At 60.9% G+C, this 21027-nt stretch carries 19 protein-coding genes and 1 pseudogene; 17 read left to right on the top strand and 3 right to left on the bottom strand.

What is annotated here, in order from left to right; translation table 11 throughout:
- The first annotated feature begins 93 nt into the window (after window positions 1-93).
- From OGM60_08235 to OGM60_08225, 3 genes and pseudogenes are all read left to right on the top strand, one after another.
- A complete protein-coding gene (locus OGM60_08235) occupies window positions 94-1053 on the top strand; it encodes a 3-hydroxyacyl-CoA dehydrogenase (GenBank protein ID UYI98867.1) in 960 nt (319 codons plus the stop codon).
- Window positions 1054-1152: 99 nt separating this feature from the next.
- Window positions 1153-1611: pseudogene (locus OGM60_08230) on the top strand (aryl-sulfate sulfotransferase).
- A 191-nt stretch (window positions 1612-1802) separates the two neighbouring features.
- The gene (locus OGM60_08225; GenBank protein ID UYI98866.1) at window positions 1803-2267 is read left to right on the top strand and encodes a hypothetical protein; all 465 of its coding nucleotides are present in this window, start codon (window positions 1803-1805) and stop codon (window positions 2265-2267) included.
- 128 nt (window positions 2268-2395) lie between these two features.
- On the opposite strand, the gene OGM60_08220 is transcribed toward OGM60_08225, so the two are convergent.
- Both OGM60_08220 and OGM60_08215 read right to left on the bottom strand, forming a co-directional pair.
- The gene (locus OGM60_08220) at window positions 2396-3532 is read right to left on the bottom strand and encodes a DUF389 domain-containing protein (protein ID UYI98865.1); all 1137 of its coding nucleotides are present in this window, start codon (window positions 3530-3532) and stop codon (window positions 2396-2398) included.
- A gap of 214 nt (window positions 3533-3746) precedes the next feature.
- The gene (locus OGM60_08215) at window positions 3747-5450 is read right to left on the bottom strand and encodes an OPT/YSL family transporter (protein UYI98864.1); all 1704 of its coding nucleotides are present in this window, start codon (window positions 5448-5450) and stop codon (window positions 3747-3749) included.
- Between the two features lie 289 nt (window positions 5451-5739).
- Here OGM60_08215 and OGM60_08210 point away from each other — a divergent pair, with 289 nt between their 5' ends.
- The 13 genes from OGM60_08210 (at window position 5740) to OGM60_08150 (ending at window position 17540) form a co-directional block, all read left to right on the top strand.
- Entirely contained in the window at window positions 5740-6591 is an 852-nt protein-coding gene (locus OGM60_08210) for a type III pantothenate kinase (GenBank protein ID UYI98863.1), read from the top strand.
- Between the two features lie 82 nt (window positions 6592-6673).
- Entirely contained in the window at window positions 6674-7198 is a 525-nt protein-coding gene (locus OGM60_08205) for a dCMP deaminase family protein (GenBank protein UYI98862.1), read from the top strand.
- Window positions 7199-7367: 169 nt separating this feature from the next.
- A complete protein-coding gene (locus OGM60_08200) occupies window positions 7368-7646 on the top strand; it encodes a NifU family protein (GenBank protein ID UYI98861.1) in 279 nt (92 codons plus the stop codon).
- 109 nt (window positions 7647-7755) lie between these two features.
- Window positions 7756-8577 carry a prolipoprotein diacylglyceryl transferase gene (gene lgt, locus OGM60_08195; GenBank protein ID UYI98860.1) on the top strand — a complete coding sequence of 274 codons (822 nt, stop codon included), beginning with the start codon at window positions 7756-7758 and terminating at the stop codon, window positions 8575-8577.
- A 145-nt stretch (window positions 8578-8722) separates the two neighbouring features.
- Window positions 8723-10906, top strand: coding sequence for a DUF6020 family protein (locus tag OGM60_08190; protein ID UYI98859.1), 2184 nt, complete (start codon window positions 8723-8725; stop codon window positions 10904-10906).
- A 171-nt stretch (window positions 10907-11077) separates the two neighbouring features.
- A complete protein-coding gene (locus OGM60_08185; protein ID UYI98858.1) occupies window positions 11078-11884 on the top strand; it encodes a YebC/PmpR family DNA-binding transcriptional regulator in 807 nt (268 codons plus the stop codon).
- A gap of 167 nt (window positions 11885-12051) precedes the next feature.
- Window positions 12052-12597, top strand: a complete 546-nt coding sequence (locus OGM60_08180; GenBank protein UYI98857.1) for an alkaline shock response membrane anchor protein AmaP — start codon at window positions 12052-12054, stop codon at window positions 12595-12597.
- Entirely contained in the window at window positions 12590-12967 is a 378-nt protein-coding gene (locus OGM60_08175) for a DUF2273 domain-containing protein (protein ID UYI98856.1), read from the top strand. The genes OGM60_08180 and OGM60_08175 overlap by 8 nt, the downstream gene beginning before the upstream one ends.
- 44 nt (window positions 12968-13011) lie before the next feature.
- Window positions 13012-13533 (top strand): Asp23/Gls24 family envelope stress response protein, encoded by a 522-nt coding sequence (locus tag OGM60_08170; protein UYI98855.1) that lies wholly within the window; start codon window positions 13012-13014, stop codon window positions 13531-13533.
- Window positions 13534-13756: 223 nt separating this feature from the next.
- A complete protein-coding gene (locus OGM60_08165; protein UYI98854.1) occupies window positions 13757-14779 on the top strand; it encodes a YitT family protein in 1023 nt (340 codons plus the stop codon).
- A gap of 150 nt (window positions 14780-14929) precedes the next feature.
- Complete coding sequence (locus OGM60_08160; GenBank protein UYI98853.1) at window positions 14930-16246, top strand: zinc-ribbon domain-containing protein; 1317 nt, start codon at window positions 14930-14932, stop codon at window positions 16244-16246.
- 195 nt (window positions 16247-16441) lie between these two features.
- The gene (locus OGM60_08155; protein UYI98852.1) at window positions 16442-17050 is read left to right on the top strand and encodes a DUF4234 domain-containing protein; all 609 of its coding nucleotides are present in this window, start codon (window positions 16442-16444) and stop codon (window positions 17048-17050) included.
- On the top strand, window positions 17043-17540 hold the full coding sequence (locus OGM60_08150; GenBank protein ID UYI98851.1) for a DUF2752 domain-containing protein: 498 nt from the start codon (window positions 17043-17045) through the stop codon (window positions 17538-17540). Before OGM60_08155 ends, OGM60_08150 begins: the two co-directional genes overlap by 8 nt.
- A 106-nt stretch (window positions 17541-17646) precedes the next feature.
- Here OGM60_08150 and OGM60_08145 read toward each other — a convergent pair whose 3' ends face one another.
- Window positions 17647-19110, bottom strand: coding sequence for a M20 family metallopeptidase (locus tag OGM60_08145; protein ID UYI98850.1), 1464 nt, complete (start codon window positions 19108-19110; stop codon window positions 17647-17649).
- 162 nt (window positions 19111-19272) lie between these two features.
- On the opposite strand from OGM60_08145, the gene OGM60_08140 reads away from it, so the two are divergent.
- The gene (locus OGM60_08140) at window positions 19273-20916 is read left to right on the top strand and encodes an amidohydrolase (GenBank protein UYI98849.1); all 1644 of its coding nucleotides are present in this window, start codon (window positions 19273-19275) and stop codon (window positions 20914-20916) included.
- Window positions 20917-21027: the final 111 nt, after the last annotated feature.

Below are 21027 nucleotides of genomic sequence, written 5' to 3'. Positions count from 1 at the left end.
AACCATCCGTTTATAGAACCCACCCCCAGCGCGCGTCATCCTTACGGTTGAATAAATACACATCTATGGAATTACGTAAGAGAGGACCGTTCCATGAGCTACAAGACCGTTTGTGTTGCCGGCGGCGGCGTGTTGGGAAGCCAGATTGCCTTTCAGGCTGCCTACTGCGGCTTTGATGTAACGATTTGGCTGCGCAGTGAGGGCAGCATCGGCCGCACCCAGCCCAAGATCGATCATGTGCGCGAGGAGTACATCGCGGCAATCGAGGGTATGGCGGATGGTACGGGCGAGTGGTGTGCCGGCATCGCCGATAGCGACCAGACCTTCGACAGGGAGGCGGCGCTCGCCGCCGTTGAGCGTGCCTACTCCACACTCAAGCTGGAGCTCGACCTCGCCAAGGCCGTTGCCGACGCCGACTTGGTCATCGAGTCCATGGCCGAGGACACACAGGCAAAGATCGACTTCTACAAGAAGCTCGCTCCGGTCCTGCCGCAAAAGACCGTCATCGTGACCAACTCCTCCACGCTGCTGCCGAGCACCTTTGCCAAATACACCGGCCGCCCCGAGAAGTACCTGTCGCTGCACTTTGCCAACTCCATCTGGAAGAACAACATGACCGAGGTCATGGCACAGGATCAAACCGACAAGCGCTACTTCGACGAGCTCGTCGACTTTGCCAACGACATCCGCATGCTCGCCCTGCCCGTCAACAAGGAAAAGAACGGCTATCTGCTCAATTCCATGCTGGTGCCATGGCTGCTTTCGGGCCTTGACCTGTATGTCTCGGGCGTGAGTGACCCCAAGAGCATCGACCTCGCATGGACGCGCGGCACTGGCGCGCCCAAAGGTCCGTTCCGCGTGTTCGACACAGTGGGCATCCAGACGGCCTACAACATCGTCATGCAGTATCAGAAGGTACCGGGCCTGGTGGGCCCGCTGCTCAAAAAGATGATGATGCCCTACAACTTTAAGGCTATGGCCTCCGCCCTCAAGAAAATGCTCGACGAAGGTAAGCTGGGCGAAAGCTCGGGCGAGGGCTTCTTCAAGTACTAAAAATGATCCCTCGGGGACGGAGGAAAACGGATCATTTTTGGTCGCCAGCAGTGAGAAGATGGACCCAGAAATAGAAAGGAGTGGCAATGGGCCGGCTCGGGCTTTGAGGACAAGTTACTGCAGGCCCAGGGCGATTTTTCGCTCAATGCGGGCCAGCACAGCGTGACGTATCTGCCGAGTTCTGACATGGCAACGGCCGGTTGCTACCAGGTGCTGCTGTACGACAACAACTTTGGCGCGGCCGAAAGCTATCCCAAGTTCGACTGGGGCCAGCTGGGCGCCGCGGTGGTGACCGACTACAACAAGGGCACGCATTCGTTTGGGCGCATCTTTACAGTGGACGAGGCGGCCCGCACCTACGAGCTCGAAGACCAGATCGCGGTGCCGTTCTCGGGCTACGTCAGCAGTGCGCAGCGCGTCGGCGATTCAAATAGCATGCTCGTGGCATCGGGCCAGGCCAAGACCTTTATCGAGTACGACCGCTACGGACTGCCCATCGCCACCTGCGAGATGGAAGCCGAAAAGTACATCTACCGCGTGTACAAGTACGAGCTGTAGGGCTGTGCTTAGGTTTGACCAATGGAGTATGAAAACACGCCGTTCGCCGATGCCCCCTCCGCGAGTGGCGGCCATATGGTTTGATGTTAGAAACATATAGTTGTCGCCAGCCTGCTGGCGACGTCCTCCCTGATATCGGAGGTTCCGGGTATGTTTCGCGCTCCGTTAAACAACTATCGGTTGGACTAACTATGGGTCGCAGTGCTATTTCGATAACCCTTGCAGTGGTCTGTCTGGCTGTGCTCCTGGGTGCTACAGGGCTGTTTGCTATGAGCCGAGAAACGTCCTATATGCAGGAATGCGCTTCCGAAGGGTTTGCCATTGATGGTTACTATCGGGATGACAAAACGAGTCGGGAAACCCTGGCTTTTCTTGAGGAGGACAACTGTCGATGGCAGCTGGTCGACCAAGACGGAATCTGCGCAGACGGGCAGTTTAAGCGTATGGACGACCCCAATATCCTGGTGTTAAAGAGGGAAAACGGCGAAGAATTCGGTACGGTCCACGTGGCGTATATGTCGCGCCGACGCGAGCGGGGCCAGCTCTATCTATTTAGAAATAGCAAAGTGACCCATAGCAAAGTGACCCGATTTTATCTGGTGAGCACCAAACCTGCGTTTACGGTGGAGTTGGGCGATGTCGATCCGGCCAGTTGATTCACGGCAATAAAACGGCGAGCGGGGCGCGGGTGTGAACTGAACCCCGCTATTTGCTCGTGTCCGTATCGCGTCTGCGCCTCGTCATAACTTGCGTCCGTGCGAGCGCTTATCCCGCGCCGGCATTACTACACGTCAAACTCCACGCGATCGAGCTCGGGCACGTTGAGGTCGATGAGCTTGCGAGCGACGTGGCGGTCGTGTGCCCCGAGCGCCTCGCTTGTCGTCACATGGGCGACAATCTCGCGCTCGACGATGCCCTCCTCCTCGCCTTCGGTAGCCGAGGTCTCGACGGCGACGGTGTAGTCCTTAAAGCCTGGCAGCACCGCCGCAAGCTCGCGCGTGGTCTCGGTGACGCCGTAGCCGTCCTGCACGCCGGCCTGCGCCGAGCCAATGGAACCCGCGGTCATAACGATGCAGGGGATGGCAAAGATCACCGTGCCCACGATGATGCGGCGGCGCACCTTGCGCGATAGCTCGTCGACCTCGGCATTTTCCTCAGCAGTTACAATGCCGTCGCCGTTCAGGTCGCGCTTGAGCGGCACGCGCAAAAGAAGCAGCACGGCCTCGGCGGCCAGTGCGATAAAGACCACGTTGATGCCAAACTCGTAAAGCGCCGAGAGAAACAGCGACCCGCTTGCGATGGCGATGCCATAGCCGGCCGCGCACAGGGGCGGCATGAGCGCGGTCGCCACAGCCACGCCGGCGATGAGCGTGGCGGGTTCCTGGTCGCGCGAGTTGCCCAGGCCACCCGCAAAGCCGCCTGCGAGTGCGACGGCAAGGTCCCACACAGTCGGTGTCGAATTGTCGATGATGGCGGCCGTGGTGGTGCCAAGGGGCGAGAGCTTAAAATACAACGTGGACGTGACCAGGCAAAAGGCCATCTGTAGAGCCAAGCTCGCGATGGCCTCGACGGTAATCTCGCGGTCGAGCGTGGCGATGCCGTATGCCATGGCAAGGACCGAGCCCATGAGCGGGCAGATGAGCATGGCGCCTACAATGGCGATATCCGAGTCGATATCGAGGCCGATGCTCGCAATCAACATGGCAATGATCAGGATGCACAGGTGAGAGCCAGTCAGGCGCGCCCCGTTTACAAAGCGCTTGCGAATCACGTGATAGGGCGCGCGTCCCTCGCGAATGTTGAATGCCTGCTTTAGAAAGCGGCTTGCGTTCTCCATGGCCTCGCTGTGGGCGGGGCGGATGCCATGGCGCCGATGATGGCGTTCGCGCAGTCGCTTGATCTGTTGTTTATCGAGTTCCATGTCCACCTCGTTCTGGCACGTGCCGCGTATCCCGCCCGTCGTCTTTACTCTACACCGCGTTGAGCGAGGTGTCAGACAGGGTTTGTTGACCTGGAAGTCAGGCCAATCGGCATGACTAAAAACGCCGTGAGGATCATAAGAGTCAAATAGACAAAAAGTGCGGGGCCGGATGGTCTCCGACCCCGCGCTCTGTACGGGTACGTTGTTGTTGGGTTTATCCCAGCAGGCTCAGACCGACGGAGACAAACGCCAGGATAACGCCGACGATGGACTCGCCGCCCAGCAGGCCGCTGGCAACAACCAGGCCCTGCTCCTGGAAGGCGGCGTCCTTGGCGGCCTTCTCCTCGTCCGAAAGACCGGCGGCGGCGTCGCGGTGAGCGGCCCACTTGTCGTAGGCGAGTTTAACGCAGGAGCCCAGGAAGGCCGTAAGCGACATGTAGAACGGCAGGTACACGCCTAGACCGATCATCATGGCCGGAATGCCGAACCAGTACATGACGATGCCGGCGATAAAGCCGCCTGCGAACCACGGTACGCTCGGGATGCCCGAGACCATGGTGGCGACCACGCTTGCCTGTGCGGCCACAAAGCTCTTGTCGGGGCCAAAGGCGTCCGGACCATAGGCGGTGACGAGCGCGACCATGACAGCGGCGGCGACCAGGGCGCCCACGATGCCGCCGATGGCCTGGCCGACCCACTGTGCGCGCGGGTTGGTGCCCAGCGCGGCGCCGGCCTTAAAGTCGTTCATGACGTCGCCCGCAAGGCCGCACGCCACAGCCACGATGCCGGCGATAAAGAACAGCTTGACCTGAGCGAGCTGCGCGAAGGCTGCCACGATGAGCATGACGATGAGGCCGAAGATCTCCATGGGGTCGATACCCGTCTGCCCGCAGCTCTGCGCACTCATGATGGTGGTGACAAAGGTGAACAGCGTGACGATGACGGCTGGAACGGGACCAAGGTCGAGCGCGATGGCGACGATCACGGCGATGGCGGCGGCGCCCAGGCCGATGATACCGGCGTCGAGTTTAAGGGAGCCCGAGATGAGCGACTGCTCATCGGTGTCGGTGGAGCTGTCGGCGGCGAGGCCGCGGACGATACCGGCGACCTGCGGCAGGATGTCCTTGAGGACGACGGCGACGCCAAAGCCCATCATGAGGCCCATACCCAGGGACTTAACAATGCCCTGTGCGGTCATAACGTCAAACAGACCGGCAGCGGTGCCGCCGACAATGATGCCAAAGTTGCCCAGCAGCGCGCCGGCAAACCAGAAGGCGACCGGGGCGAAGCCCACCAAAAAGCCGATGGACAGCAACATGGGCGAGTTATAGATGGCAAAGGTCACGCCGGGGATATTGAGCGTACACAGCATGCTGGGCACAATGCCCAGAGCGTCGCGCAGCACGCTGTAGATGCCGGCGATGGCCATGGAGCCAAAGAGCTGCTTGCCGGTCTTGCCGCCGGCCTCGGTCGCGCGCAGGGTCTGAGCTGCGGCGTTGCCGGTGGGGAACTCAAGCGCGGCGTCCACGATAAAGTGACGGTGGATGAGTGCCGTGGCCAGCAGGCCTAGGATAGTGCCGGCGAGTGCCACGATAAACATGTCGAGCCAACTGATCTGGTCGGCATAGCCCAGCATCCAGGCGCCCGGGATGGTAAACGCCAGACCGCCAGCGACCATGGCGCCTGCGGACATGATGGTGTGGGTGACGTTGGCCTCGTTGAGGCTGGCGTTGCCCATGAGTTTCAGGAAGAACAGCGAAATGACGGCAGCGAAAATGATCGGCCAGGGGAGGGCGCCCATCTTGAGGGCGGTGTAGGCCGAGCTTGCCGTGATGATCACGCAGCCAAGGACGCCGATGACGACGCCGCGCAGCGTGAGTTGCCCGCGCATCGAAGCGCGGTTCGAGGGATTGCTCATATAAAACTCCTTTGCGTATATCCGCTTCCCCCGGGAGCGCCGTTACGGATACGGCGCGGGAAGTCGGGTTACCAAGGGCCGCCGCGTGAGCTCGCAAACGACCGCGCACCAGTATAGCGGCACGGCAGTTAATTTGGGACTGGGCTTTTTTAGCTATCCCAAACGAAGCCGAAGGATGATTATTCTGGGACGGGGATTTAAAAATCATTGCGTACCTGATGATTTTTAAATCCCCGTCCCAGAATAATCATCGGGATATACTGCTGGGCAGACGAAAGGAGCGCCGACGATGCTTAATGGGTGCGCATATATATTGACGGTCGACGTGGGCAACACGTTCATTCGCTTTGGCCTGTTTGCAGAGGATTCGGCCGCGGCGCAGGAATGTCCGCTTGCGACATGCGAGATCACGACGCCGTCGAGCATCACAGCAGACGAGGCGCGCATGCGCCTCGTGCAGGTCATGGCCGCACTGGCGGCCGATGCGGGCATGCCGGGTGCGCTTGTGCCCGCGGCTGCTGTGCTGAGCTGTGTGGTCCCGGCGCTCGAGCGCCCGTGGAAGGCAGCGCTTTCCCGTACCTGCACGGGGCGCGTGCTCACCGTGGGGCCGGGCCTCAAGACCGGCATACCCGTGCACTACGATGACCCGGCCGAGATCGGTCCCGACCGCATCGCCGACGCCGTGGCTGCCCGCGCCGTCTACGGCTCGCCGTGCATTGTGATCGACCTGGGCACGACGACCAATATCGAGGTCATCGACGCACACGGCACCTTTGTCGGCGGCGTTATCGCGCCAGGCCTGGCCCTCGGCGCCCGCTCGCTTTCGGCGGCAGCAGCGCGCCTACCCCAGGTTGAGCCCTCGGCGCCGACACACGTCATCGGTCGCAACACGCGTGAGGCCATGCGCTCGGGCGTGGTCTTGGGCGAGGTTGCCCGCATCGACGGCATGCTCGACATGGTGCTTGCCGAGATGCGCGCGACCAAGGCGGCGGGGGAGGGCAGCGTGCCCATTGTCATCACCGGCGACGATGCCGAGGCGCTCGCGGCGTTGGTCGGCCACAGCCTGACGGTAGACGATGCACTGACGCTACGGGGTCTCGCCGAGCTGTACCGCATCAACCAAAAGCCTCGTCGCGCGTAGGGCGAGGGGCTGGTGGGATAAGCTCCCCTACCTTTCACCTGCTACAATGGGTCAAACTATTGCGATTTCGGAGGTGTCTGCCATGTCGGACGATCTTCATCAAACCGCGTCGGGCAAGCGCCGCGACGTTATTAGCTGGGATGAGTTCTTTATGAGCGTGGCCATCGCCGCGCAGCGCCGCAGTAAGGACCCCAACACGCAGGTGGGCGCGTGCATCGCCAACACCAACCACCGCATCCTTTCGGTGGGCTACAACGGTACGCCCTCGGCGCTCAACGACGACTTTTTCCCGTGGGGCACGAGCGACGACCCGTTGCAGGATAAGCACAACTACGTGGTGCATGCCGAGGCCAACGCCGTGCTCAACTACCGCGGCTCGCTCAAAGACCTTGAGGGTTCCACAGTCTACGTCACGCTGTTCCCGTGCCACGACTGCGCCAAGATCCTGGCGCAGGTGGGCGTGGGCGAGGTCGTCTACCTGGACAACAAGTATGCCGATACCGACGACGGCCGTATCAGCCGCCGCATTCTCGACTCCTGCGGCATCAGCTACCGCCAGGTTATCGTCGATGTCCAGATTGGTACCGGGGAGCAGACTCGGCAGTAGCGCGTGCCAACGCCAGCTGGCGGCAAAACAGCCAAAAGAGACCCGTCCCAAATTGACTGCTCGTGAAAGTCGTGTCCGCGCGCATGGACGGCTCGTGAGCGGGTACACGGCTGTAGTAACATAGCTCTGTCTGCGGGCGCGCCCGCGTTATTGTGAGAAAGGAGCCCCTGTGGCTGTTAACGAAGAGCTGCTTAAGAAGGTTCTTGAGGAGATCCGCCCCAACCTGCAGGCCGACGGCGGCGATATGGAGTTTGTGGGTGTCGACGACGAGGGTGTTGTCAAGCTGGAACTGCAGGGCGCCTGCGCCGGCTGCCCCATGAGCTCGCTGACCCTGTCTATGGGCATCGAGCGCATCCTGAAGGAGCACGTGCCTGGCGTTACCCGCGTTGAGCAGGTCAATGCTTCCGGCGAGGCCGAGGACCTGTACGACGAGTACGCGCCGTTCTAAGATGCGAAAGCTGCGGGCGATGTGCTCCGCATAGACGTCACGCCCAAATATGCGGCTGCGAGCGAAAGGCCCGCGGCCGCATTTGTATGTAGGGAGCAGGGGGACCGATATGCTCAACGACCTCTACCATATGCTTGATCCCGTCGCCATTTCGGCGGGGCCCATCACCATCTACTGGTACGGCTTGGCCTATGTGGTCGGAGCTCTGCTCACGGCGGTCGTCATGTATCGCACGCAGCGTCGCTGGGGTTTCGACATTACGGTCGACGACCTGACGAGCGTCGTGGTCGGTGTGGTCTTTGGCCTTATCATCGGCGCCCGCCTGTTCTACGTCATCTTTTACGGCGACGGCTACTACTGGGCACATCCGCTCGAGATCTTTGCCACCAACGAAGGCGGCATGAGTTTCCACGGCGGCCTCGTGGGCGGCATCATCGGCGGCGTGCTCGTGTGCCGCGTGTACAAGCTCGATGCCTGGACCATCGCCGACCTTGCCGTTATCGGTGCTCCGCTGGCCCTGTGCCTGGGGCGCTGTGCCAACTTTGTCAACGGAGAGCTGTGGGGCAAGCCGACCGATTTGCCCTGGGGCGTGATCTTTGGCGGTACCGCGGGCGATATGCCGCGCCATCCCTCCCAGCTCTACGAGGCGTTTCTCGAGGGCATTGTGCTCTTTTGCATCTTGCAGGTGCTCAGCCGCAAAAAACCGCTGCTGCCTCAGGGAACGTTTATGGGCGTGTTTGTGATGGGCTACGGCATCGTCCGCTTCCTCATTGAGTTTGTGCGCGTGCCCGATGCCCAGCTGGGCTATCTGCTGGGCGGCGTCATCACCATGGGTCAACTGCTGAGCCTGCCGCTCGTGATTGTGGGCCTGGCGCTCGTCATCTTTGCCCTCCGCCGCAACCGTCCCCAGCGCGTCTACCTCGATGCCTAGCCGCCACATACCACCACAAAGGGGTAGGCACCTTGGGGGTGGTTTTGCCGGGCAACGATGACAGAACCGTAACGTTTCCCCAGATAAAACCTGTCAAAATAAACCTGTTCTTTTTTGGCAGGTTTCTAGAAAGGCTATTCGGACTGTGAAGGATTCCGACCTCTCCACAACGGCTGCGCGCGATGCCGCTCGCATCGTCTGGTTTAAACGCTATCCCGCCAAGCAGACGCTCGTCGCATTTGTGCTCGCCCTGTTGGCGACCACGGCGTTTTCCATCGATCCCGCCCCGGTGTCGAGTAACGCGGTCCTGGCGATCGATCCCAAGGCGACGGGTACGCTCTATGTGTGCTACGAGGTACTTCTCTCGTTTGCCGGCCATACCGACGCAGTGATGCTGCTCGCACTTGCCTGTTTGCTCACGCTGCCGTTTCGCTATGTGTTCTTTGGTCGCGGTGACGCTTGGCGTCCGTCGGTCGTGCTGCCATCGCTGTTCTTTGCCGTCTGCATGGTGTTCGGCCGTAGCTACGACCTTACCGATTCGGCCGAGATTGTGCTGGGCGACAAGGCACGCGTTATCTGCGCCTGGATTGGCGGCGCGGGTTGGATGCTCTTGGCGATTGTGGCCTTCTATCTGGCTTTTGAGTTTTTGGATTGGTTGAGCTCTCGCCGCATTCCGTTTTCGGAGGCGCATTTTGGCCGCGTGTGGCGTGTTGCCCACGCCGTGCTCTCGGTCCATCCTTTTGTCGGGCCGTTTCTTGTGCTCATGATTGTCTGGGCGCCCACGCTTATCGCCTCGCTGCCCGGCCTCTTTATGGGAGATACGGGCGCGCAGATCCGCCAATGGTTCAACTACCCCAACGGCACGAGCGATTACCTACGCCTGCTTAACCCCAACGTGCTGCTCAACGGCCATCATCCGGTGGTGCACACGGCCATCATCGGCTCGTGTGTGCAACTGGGGCTTTCGCTATTCAACAGCGCCAATGCGGGCCTTGCCATCTACACCTGTGCCCAATTTGTCATCACGGCCGCCTGCATGGCCTATTCCATATCGTCGCTGCGCAAGCTGGGCGTGAGCCTGCCGGTCCGCGGCGTCATCTTGCTGTTCTTTGCGTTTATGCCGATGTTCTCCAACTACGCGGCGCTGCTGACCAAAGACGTACTTTTCGCCGATGCGTTTTTGGTACTGCTCGTTCCGACCGTCAAGCTCGTGGCATGTGGCCTACCCCGTCGCGATGCCAATGCCGAGCGCGCGGGTGAACAGGCGCCTGTGCTCTTTGCGCGCCACGACTGGCTGTTGCTCGTGCTGGGTGCCATGGGTTCCACGTTTTTGCGCAATGGCGGCCTGGTCTTTCCGTTAGCGGCCTGCGTGATTGCGGCGGCGTTTTGCGCCTGGGACGCGCATGTGGCCCGTCGCGTGGCCAAACAGTCTGGCGTCACGCCCTCGTACGCCACGCCGCGCTTCCGTTGGGTCGGCGTGCTCGCAGTGCTTGCGCTCTGCCTTGTCTCCAACATGTATTTCACCAAGGTATTTATGCCGGCGCACGATATCACGCCGGGCTCCAAGCGCGAGATCCTCTCGATTCCGTTTCAACAGACGGCACGCTTCGTCCAAAAGCACGACGGCCTTAATTCGGGCGTTAACCCCAAGGTCAAAGACGATGGCACGATTGAGGAAGCTCCCTGCGACGGCTTGGTGACCGATGAGGAGCGCGCTGCGATCGATCGCGTGCTTAAGTACGAGAACCTGGGCCGTCGCTATAACCCCGACAAATCGGATGCCGTCAAAAACTGCTTTAATGAGTACGCCTCGCAGGAGGACATCAAGGCCTATTTTGAGGTGTGGGCCCAGATGTTCAAAAAGGACCCCGAGTGCTATATCTCGGCGCTCGTCAATAACTACTACGGGTACTTCTATCCAAGCGCTCGCGATGCGTGGGTCTACAGCACGGCGCGCAGTGCCGAGATCATGGCGAAGCCCGATAACCTCAAGTACTTTGACTTCCATCCGGTCGATAGCAAGGTCGTGCGCTGGTGCGACCACCTGATTAACCTGTACCGCGTGGCGGTGCAGCGCATCCCGTTTATCTCGCTCGCCATGAGCTCGGCCACCTACGTGTGGATCATGATCGTCGTGGTGGTCTACCTGTTGCGCCGCCATTCGTGGCGCGCGCTGGCCATTTGGGTGCCGCTTTTGGGCGTGCTCGCCGTGTGCCTGATCGGTCCCTGCAACGGCTCGACCTACATGCGCTACCTGTACCCGGTCATCGCCTGCATGCCTTTTGCCATCGGTGCCACGATCACCCGCAGCGACCTCCTCTGGGCCTAGCCCAAGATTGGTATATCGGGGACAGGTTGCTTTGCCCCAACGGCTTGTATCATCACGACGCCTTCATTTTGGGGTTTATCTTGCAGGCCGGTAGGTATATCATAACGACGTTTGTTTATATTGCCCGAGCATTCACGCTGGGCTTTAGGTCGAAACCGATAGGAGACACGTATGTCCGGACACTCTAAGTGGGCCACAACCAAGCATCGTAAGGGCGCGCAGGACGCCAAGCGTTCCGCCCTCTTCTCCAAGCTCAGCCGCAACATCACCGTTGCTGCCCGTCTCGGCGGTGACCCGCTGCCCGAGAACAACGCCAGCCTCGCCGCTGCCGTTGCCAAGGCCAAGGCTCAGTCCATGCCTAAGGACAAGATCAAGTCCGCTATCGATAAGGCCTTTGGTTCGGGTGCCGACGCCGCCGTCTACGAGAACATCGTGTACGAGGGCTACGGTCCCGCCGGTGTCGCCGTCTACGTCGACTGCCTGACCGACAACCGCAACCGCACCGCCGCTGATGTCCGTTCCGCCTTTTCCCACGCTGGTGGCAACCTGGGCACCTCCGGCTCCGTCGCCTTCCAGTTTGAGCGCAAGGGCCAGATCGTCGTCGCCAAGGAGATCCTGGACGAGAACGCCAAGAAGGAGACCATGATCGCCAACGGTGCTGCCGGTGACGAGGATGAGTTCATGATGGCCATCGCCGAGGCCGGTGGCGAGGACTACGAGGACGCCGGCGAGGAGTGGATCGTCTGGACTACTGCCAACGAGGTCATGGCTGTCTCCAAGGCGCTCGAGGAGCAGGGCGTCCAGGTCAAGGGCTCCGAGACCACCATGGTCCCGACCACCCCGACCGAGGTCTCCGGTGCCGACGCCAAGAAGGTTCAGCGCCTCATCGACCGTCTTGAGGAGCTCGACGACGTCCAGGACGTCTACAGCACCATGGACATGACCGACGAGGTCATCGCTGCCCTCGAGGAGGAGTAGCGCCCGCACGGATTGAGCCGTGCATATCTGGGCATAATGAAGCGAGCATGCAAGCCTCGTGGAATAGATGAGCCGGATCCGCGTGCAATGAGGCACCGGACCCGGCTCTTTTATAATGATGCGAATCGTTTTGCATTCCTTGGATCGAGATTTGAAGGGAGCGCCGCATGCGCGTGCTCAAACGAGCCCTGGCGATCGTGTATCTTGTCGCCGCCGTTGTGGCGCTGGGTACGTTGGTCTGCCAGTTTTGGGGGCCATATACCTATCGCTTTATGCTGCTGATGCGCGATTCGCTGCCTCGCATCGTTGTTACGGCGTGCGGCGGTGTCGTGGCGCTCGGCGTGCTCGTGTGTTTCTTTCGCCTGATGTTTGCTCGTCGCGAGCCGTCCTGCGTGCATCCGGCGGGGGAGCGTAATATCGAGGTCACGCTCGCCGCCCTCTCCTCGTGTGCTCGCACCGCGGCAGAGCGCGACGACCGCGTGATGGTCGAGCATGTCGAGGCGCGCGTGCAGGGCTCCGACGAATCGCGCGTCCGTTTTAAGGTCGACGCCATCGCGCTCGACGACCGGGATGTGGCCTCCCTTGCAGCCGCGATGCAGCAACGTATCGAGGAGGCCTGCGACACCATGCTCGGCACGCCGGGCACGACCGCACGCGTTCGTTTTTTGCCGTCCAAGACTACCGTCCAGACCGTGGAGGTTTCCGGTGAGTGATACCAATCAAGACAAGACCGTCCGCACTCCGCGCCTGACTATCGATCAGAGCGCCGCGCCGGCTAGCGAGGTCGTCGATCCCAAGGTGGAGGGTACCGAGTCGCATGACGCGGTCGCCAATGATTTTGATGAGGCCATGGGTCTCATCAAGGGTACGGGGGCAGCCATCTGGAGCTATGCCGTCCGTCATCCCAACACCACGCTTGGAGCCGTCGCTGGTTTTGTGCTCGCCGTGCTGGTGCTCACGCTCGGCCTGTGGGATACGCTCGTCATCGCTTTCTTTGTACTGATCGGCGCCGTGATTGGCCAGATCCGTGACGGCGAGAACGGGATCGTCAACTTCTTCGGTCGTCTGTTTAGCGGCCGCTAGTATGTATTCGACCGCCGCGTGTGCGGTGGGCATAAGGAGGAACCATGGCTTTTAACACGAAGGTCGATGTGGCCGATACCGAGCTCGAGGCAGACGAGACCGTCACCGCCGAGGCCGAGGACGTAACGCTCGAGGACGAGGCGCTCGTCGAGGCCGAACCCGCCGACGATGCGGACGAGGACGATGAGGAAACAGACGAGTCCGAGGACTCGCTGACCTATTCCAACGGTGTGATTGAGAAGATCGTCGCTATGGCCACCCGCGAGGTGCCGCACGTCTTGGGCATGAAGGGCAACCTCATGCACTTTGTGCAGGAGCAGTTTGGTGCCGAGAATCTGACCAAGGGCGTGACGGTCGAGGTCACCGATGACAACCGCGTGGTCGTCAACATTTCCGTCATTATCGAGTACGGCGCCTACGCGCCCGCGATTTTCGACGACGTTAAGGCACGCGTGACCGAGCGTCTGGCTGCGATGACCGGCCTTGAGGTGGCGGGCGTCAACCTGCGCATCGAGGATGTCATCACCCCCGAGGAGTACGAGCACCGCACCAACCAGCACGAGTAGCCTACCAAAAAGGTAACCTGCCAAAAAGGGACAGGTTTATTTTGGCAGGTTTTATCTGCGAAAACGTCAAACGGCCGGTCGCACGGATGTATGTGCGGCCGGCCGTTATTTGTATGCCCCCGATGTAGGCATACCGCTCGTCTAACTAGGGGTTGCAATCGTCGCGTTCCGCGTTACCCTAATGGGCGCATTGTTTCCAAATTGTTAACGAGGGGTTGCCGTAATGGCTGACGAGCACGAAACAGAAAGCCAGGCATGGGCAATTGAGGCTGCCGCGGCAGAGGCGGCATCGCGAGCTGCCGAGGAGGTGCATCGTCCTCCCGTGGTGCCGATGGAGCGCGTGGTTGATCGCACCGATATTGAGCGCGGCGAGCGTGCCGGCCAAAAGCGCAGCCAGGAGCCGGGCTTCCCGCGCTTTTTCGCCGAGCTCAATCTGGGCCTGATTCTTACGGCCTTTGCCATCGTTGCGTTTAAAACCCCTAATCACTTTGCTTTTGGCGGCACCTCGGGCGTGTCGGTCATTCTGTCCACGCTGTTCCCGACCCTGCCCGTCGGCGTCTTTATGTGGATTATCAACGCGGTTCTCGTCGTTTTGGGCTTTATCTTTTTGGAGCGCAAGGCAATCCTGTGGAGCGTCTTCGCCTCGTTTGCGCTGTCCGCCTATGTTTCGTTTTTTGAGCTCTTTATTCCGACTGATGTTTCGATGACGGGCGATATGTGGCTCGACCTGTGCTTTGCCGTGATACTGCCGGCGCTCGGCAGCGCCATCGTCTTTGATATTGGCGCCTCGACGGGCGGCACAGACATCCTCGCCATGATCCTCAAGCGCCGCACCACGCTCGAGATTGGCCGCGCGCTGCTGTTGGTTGATATCGGCATCGTGGCCATCGCGGCCTTTTTGTATGGTCCGCGTGTCGGCCTGTATTGCGTGCTCGGCCTGTTTGCCAAGACGCTCGTGGTCGACAAGGCCATCGAGAGCATTCACCTTCGTAAGGTCTGCACGGTCATTTGTTCCGAGCCCCTTAAGGTCGAGGAGTTTATCGTCAAGCATCTCAACCGTACGGCGACCATCAGTCGCGGCTACGGTGCCTTCTCGGGCAAGTGCGTGACGGTGATCATGAGCGTGCTGAGCCGTCGCGAGGCCGTGCAGCTGCGCCGCTATGCGCGCGAAGTCGATCCGGGTGCCTTTATCACGATTGTCGACAGTTCCGAGATCGTCGGCAAGGGTTTCCGCGGTACGAACTAGCGCGAACGCATTCAACGAACCGCCTGCTGGCGCCGTGTACCTTGCAAATCGGTCATCTTTGAGTATTTGAACTCACATTGGGTGATAATGATGCCAAAGACATCGTTTGCGATCCAGGTGACTCGCTCAAGATACGAAGGGATGATTTCGATGTTCTGCTCGCAGTGTGGCGCCCCCATGGGCGATAACGACAAGTTCTGCGGCGTGTGCGGTGCCCCCAATGCCGGCGCTGCAGCCTCCGCCCCTCAGGGTCAGCCTCAGCCTCAGCAGTTTGTTCCGCAACCGCCCGTGGCGAATGCGCCAAAGGGCTGCACGGCTCAGGCGTTCCAAGATATGACAAAGACTCCGGGCGTGCTTCAGCGTGTATGCCAAATCGCGTTTTTGCCGGCGCTGATTTGCGTTGTGTCGGTGCTCGTGTTGTTTATTCCCGTTATTGGCGGCATTGCGGCTGCCATCGGCTTTTTGGCAGCTTGCATTGCGAGCGTGTGCGGTTCCGGCTTTGGTATTGAGTGGGGACGTGATCTTTCGCTCAAGGTCGATGACGGCATGGACCGTCCACTCATGCGCTCCACGTCGTTTGGTCTCGGAGTCTTTTCGAGCGTCATCTCGGTGGTGCTCGAGGTTATCGCTGCCATTCCCGTTATCGGTGTAGTGCTTTCGCTGGTGGAGGGCGTGGTAATTGGCGCCGCGGGCTCGTATTCTTATTACGGCTCCTATGCACTCGAGGCAGCGCTGTTCGGTTCGCTCGGCCTGCTTGTCCTGGCTCTGATTGCCTCGGCGATTCTGGGTGTCTTCTTTAAGATGTTCGCCGACATCGCCGTGATGCACTTTGCGGTGACCGGTCGCGTCGAGAGCGCGTTTTCGCTCGATAAGGTTTGGGCGGCCTTTAAGCACAACAAGACCAAGCTGTTCTGTGCTTCGTTCCTTCCCGAGTTTTTGACGGGCCTGGTTTCCAACGCCATTACGTGGATCTTGACAGCTGTCTTTGGTGCCATCGCCGGAATTGGCGCGTACGGCTATTACTATCGCCCCACGGGTATCGAGGCGATTGTTACCGCCGGTGGTGTCACGCTCGTATTGTTCCTGGTGCTGATTGCATTCGTCACGGTGTTCCTTACGGTCTTTGGCAAGATGCTCAAGCACCGTGCCGTTGGCTATTGGGCTGCACGTTATGCAAGCGAATGGGCCGATGAGGACAAGGACGACGTTTTGACTTTTGTGCTCCCGGGTGAGAAGAAGCCTGCTCCTGCGGGATTCAATCCCACGGCAGCCACTGGTGCTGCGCCTGCCCCGGTACCCGCGCCTGCACCTGCCCCGGCACCCGCGCCTGCCCCTGCCCCGGCACCTGCTCCTGTCCCCGCACCGGCGTCCGAGGCGACGCCTGCGGAGCCCGATTGGGATGCCGTTGCCACGCCGGCGGATGAGCCGGGCGATAATCCTGCTGCCGAAAACAATCAAACCGAATAGCCGGTCGAGGCGCCCTGGGCAACTGAGCCCGGGGTGCCTTTTTCTACTGCGAAAGCAAGAAAATGCCTGGGAAAACGGTTGCAGCAAAATTTCTCGGAAATTGGTCAATGTTGCGCAACAACGTCGCGGCTATTGTTGAGAACGTAGACGTGTAAGGTTTGAAGGCGTGCGACGCCTTAGGAAAAGGAGAGGCTCATGTTCTGTCCCACTTGTGGTTCTCCCATTTCGGATGATGCCAAATTCTGCCCTGTTTGCGGATCCGCCGTTGGTGCCGCTTCTGCCGCTGCGGCCCCGCAGCCCCAGCCCGCTCCGGCCCAGGCTATTCAGCCCGCGCCCCAGCCTCAGCAGCAGTACACCGGTCAATACGCCCAACAGTCCGCATCCGCTCCGATGGGCTATGGCCCCATTAAGGCTGACCGCAGCCTGATCGGCTGGCTGCTGCTCTCTCTTGTGACCTGCGGTATCTATTCGTTCTACTTCCTGTATTGCTTGGCACGCGACGTCAACACGTTGTGTCAGGATGACGGCGATTACACGCCGGGTCTGGCGGAATTCATCCTTCTATCGTTTGTGACCTGCGGCTTCTACGCGTACTACTGGTATTACAAGATTGGCAACCGCCTGCAGGCCAACGCTCCTCGCTACGGCCTGGTGTTCCAGGAAAACGGCACCACCGTTCTTCTGTGGCAGATCTTCGGCGCGCTCCTGTGCGGCCTTGGTCCCATCTTCGCTATGAACATCGTCATCAATAATACCAATGCCATGGCAACGGCTTACAACACTCGCCTTGGCGCTCGTGCCTAACAATAAGGGCGGCGTGAACAGCTCCCAGGGACATAGGGGCACGGCAGAGCTCCTTCGCCGCGCCCTTTTTTGCACCGGCGCGCTCTTTGTCGCCTGGCTCGCGCTCTACCTGCTCGACATTGGCTGCATTTTTCGATTGATGACGGGCATTCCTTGTCCGGGATGCGGCATGACGAGGGCGTGGCTGGCGGCGCTGCGCCTCGATTATGCGGCTGCCTTTGCCTACCATCCGCTGTTTTGGGTGGTGCCGATTGCGTTTGTGCTCGCGTTCGTGCGCGAGGAGGTGGCATCGAGCAAGCTAAAGCGTGGTATCGACATTGCGGTCACCGTGTTGTGCGTGCTGGTCGTCGTCGTATGGATCGTGCGCCTCATCAATCCGGCAGATGCCGGTCTGCTCTTTGGCGGCTATGCGCCCGCCGGAGTTCCCGACGATATCATCCACCTCGAACCCCCACGCTGGCTCACCATCCTTCGCTCTTACCTGGCGTGACGGAGGACGCGCTAGAAAAACGGTCGACACATAAGCGGGGGCGAACGTTGAGATAACGTCCGCCCCCGCTTTGCTTTAGCCAGGCTGTTATGGATGGGCGTGACGGCTACTCGTCGCGCTTTTCCTCGTGGCGAGCGGCAGCCCGCGCATCGTGGATGCCCTTGATTGCAGCATGGCGGGCGGTGCGAGCATCGTGCATGGCGTCGCGCGCCTCAGCGGCCGTGGCCTTGGCAGAGCGCAGCTTGGCGGCCAAGTCGGGGTTGGTTTCGGCGACCGCGGTAATCGCGGGGCCGTCGAGCTCCTCTTGCGTGGGCTCGGCCAAAAAGTCGATAGCATACTGGGCTGCCACCATGGAGCCCTTGGCCAGCACGCTCTCGTCGATCTTGTAAAAGCAGGAATGTTGGGCGTACGTGGCGCCAATCTTGGGGTTGCGCGTACCTACAAAGGCGAGCACGCCCGGTACGCGGCGCAGGTACTCCGAAAAATCCTCGCCCGAAAGCGTGCCACGATAATGGCCTTGGCCGGCGGGGCCCAGACACTTAATTACAGCCTGACGGCAGCGCTCGCTCGAGCCCGCGTCGTTTTCGACCTTGTAGTTGGCGATGGTGTAGTCGGTGAGCTCTGCCTCGGCGCCCAAGGCGGCCGCAGTATGCTCCACGATGCGGCGCATAAGCTCCGGCATTTCCTCGTGGGTCGAATCGCCGTAGGTGCGCACCGTGCCGGCGAGGTAGGCCGTGCCGGCGATAACGTTGCGCGCGGTGCCGCCATGCAGCTCGCCGACGGTGATGACGGCCGGCTCGTAGGGGCTGATTTCGCGCGAGACGATGGTCTGCAGGGCATTGACGATCTCGGCGGCAACCATGACGGCGTCGTGGCCGCGCTGGGGCATGGCGCCGTGGCACGAGGTGCCGCGGACATCGATGCGGAACCAGTCGGTATTGGCCATGCGCGGGCCGGGCTCGCAGCTTACGGTGCCGGCGTCGACCTCGCTCCAGATGTGCGCGGCGTAAGCGCCATCGACGCCGTCGAGCACGCCCGTGCCGATCATGAGTTTGGCGCCCTGGCCGTTTTCCTCACTGGGCTGGAAGACGATGCGGACCTCGCCGTGGATGTCGTCGGTCATATGGCGCAGGATCTGCAGCGTGCCGAGCATCATGGCGATGTGGCAGTCGTGGCCGCAGGCGTGCATGCAGCCCTCGTTGACGCTGGCGAATTCCTCGCCGGTCTGCTCGGTGACGGGCAGGGCGTCAATATCCGCGCGCAGCAGGATGCGGCGGCGCGGCGTGCCGTCCTCGCGGTAGGCGTCGGGTGCGGTGCCGCGGAGGGTCGCCACCAGGCCCGTCTTAAGGGGGCGCTCATAGGGGATATTCATGGCGTCGAGCTGGTTGGCGATGTCGGAGGTTGTGCGCTCTTCGGCGAGGCTCAGCTCCGGATGCTTATGGAAGTGCCGGCGCTGCTTGATGATATAGGGCTCAAACTCGGCGGCGATATCTCGGATGGCCGCGGTGACGTCGTCTGCCGCGCGAGCCTCGGTCGCCGCCATAATCTGCTGTGCCTTGGTCTTCGTCATGATCGATTTGCTCCTTGCTGGGTTGATCGCAAAATCGTACAGGCTCTCTCCAGTATGCCACCTGCCGCTAGGGCTGGCAAAGCTGCCGTTTGCCGCTTGGCATTTTGTAACCGAGACGGGGGAGTACACTCGGGGGTGTTGAATTTCCTGCCAGAGATGGGGATGCCCATGCAACATATCGATCGGATTATCCGCTCCAAGAACGTCTTTACCGCGCAAGACGGCATCGATACTGCTCGTGAGCTGGCGATTGCCATCGCAGGTGACCGTATCGTCGCAGTCGGCAAGCCCGATGACGTGATCGCCGCCGCTCCCGCCGCCACGCCGGTTCTCGACTACGGCGAGCAGTTTGTCTGCCCCGGTTTCCATGACGCTCATCTGCACTTCTTCCATACCTCGGTCGGTTCCTCGCCGTACATGCTCATGGATATGGGCACGTCCGAGGCGGCGCTGGTACAGCACGCGCTCGAGTTTTCCCAGGACCTGCCCGACGACGCTTGGGTTGTGACGCAGGGCTGGCGCGACTACCGTTGGGACCCGCCCGAGCATCCTACCAAGGCGTCGCTCGATGCGGCATTCCCCGATCGTCCCTGCGTTATGTATTCGGGCGACGGCCACACGCTGTGGCTCAACAGCCGCGCACTCGAGGCGCTCGGCGTCACGCGCGACAGCGAGCCGCCGGCGGGCGGCAGCTACGACAAGGACGCAAACGGCGAGCTCACGGGCATTGCTCACGAAGCGGCTGCCATGCAGCTGTTGCCGCGCTGTCTTGAGTGGCTGGGCGAAGATCGCATCGCAAGCGCTTACGCCGATCAAATGAGGCGCATGGCCGAGCAGGGCATCACCTCGATCTGCGATATGTCGCTCATGCCCATGCTGGGCTGTGATTTTATCCGCGACGATGTCTACGACAAGCTGCAGACGACCGGCAAGCTGGGCATTCGTGCCCATCTGTTCCCCACGCTGCTGGATGACCAGTCGCGTCTAGAAGAGCTCCAGGTACGTTACGCGAACAACGCGCTGCTTTCGGCGCCAGGTTTTAAGCAGTTCTTCGATGGCGTGTCGAGCGAACACACGGCATATCTCACCGAGCCCTATACCAATCCGCGCTTCCCGGGCGACCGGGGCCGTCTGACGGTCCCGGCTGAGCGCATGCGCAAACTGGTTCTGGCGGCCGCGGAGCGCGGTCATACCGTACGCATCCACGTTATTGGTGACGGTGCGATTCATGCCGCGCTGGATATCTTCGAGGAAGCGGCCGACCTGTACGGCCTGCCCCAGCACGGCCATAACACGCTCGAGCACCTAGAGAACCTTCTGCCCGAGGACATCGACCGCCTGCGCAAGCTCAACGTGGTCGCCTCGAGCCAGCCCTGCCATATTACGCTCGATCCGGGTGGACCGGAGCGCGATCTGGGCCTGGAGCGCAGCCGCATCATGTGGCCGTTCGCAACCTATAAGCAGCGCGGCATTCGCCAAGCCTTCGGTACCGACAGCCCTATCACGCCCGTTACCAGCATGAACGTGCTCTACACGGCTATCACGCGCCAGGACCCCAAAAGCCACTGGCCCGAGGGCGGCTGGTTGCCGAGCGAGCGCATCGATGCAGCAACGGCTCTGCGCAACTACACCCTGGGCAGCGCCTATGCAGCGGGCGACGAGCAAAACCTCGGCAGCTTGGAGCCTGGCAAGTACGCCGACCTGGTAGTCCTGGACCAAAACCCGCTCACCATCGACCCCCAAGAGCTCCAAGCCACCAAGGTCCAGGTCACCTACCTGGCAGGTAACGTAATCTACGAGCGCTAGCCTCATACCTCACTCATAGGGGGCACGTTTCAGCAACGTGCCCCTTTCTTATTCGCACCATCCGCATCGCCATTTTGCTGCACTGACTTTTCTGAATGCCGGGCCCTAGTT

Source organism: Coriobacteriaceae bacterium, assembly GCA_025757745.1.
Classification (GTDB): Bacteria; Actinomycetota; Coriobacteriia; order Coriobacteriales; family Coriobacteriaceae; genus Collinsella.
Note: the sequence above shows the minus strand (reverse complement) of the source record. Positions and strands in the feature narration are given on the sequence as shown.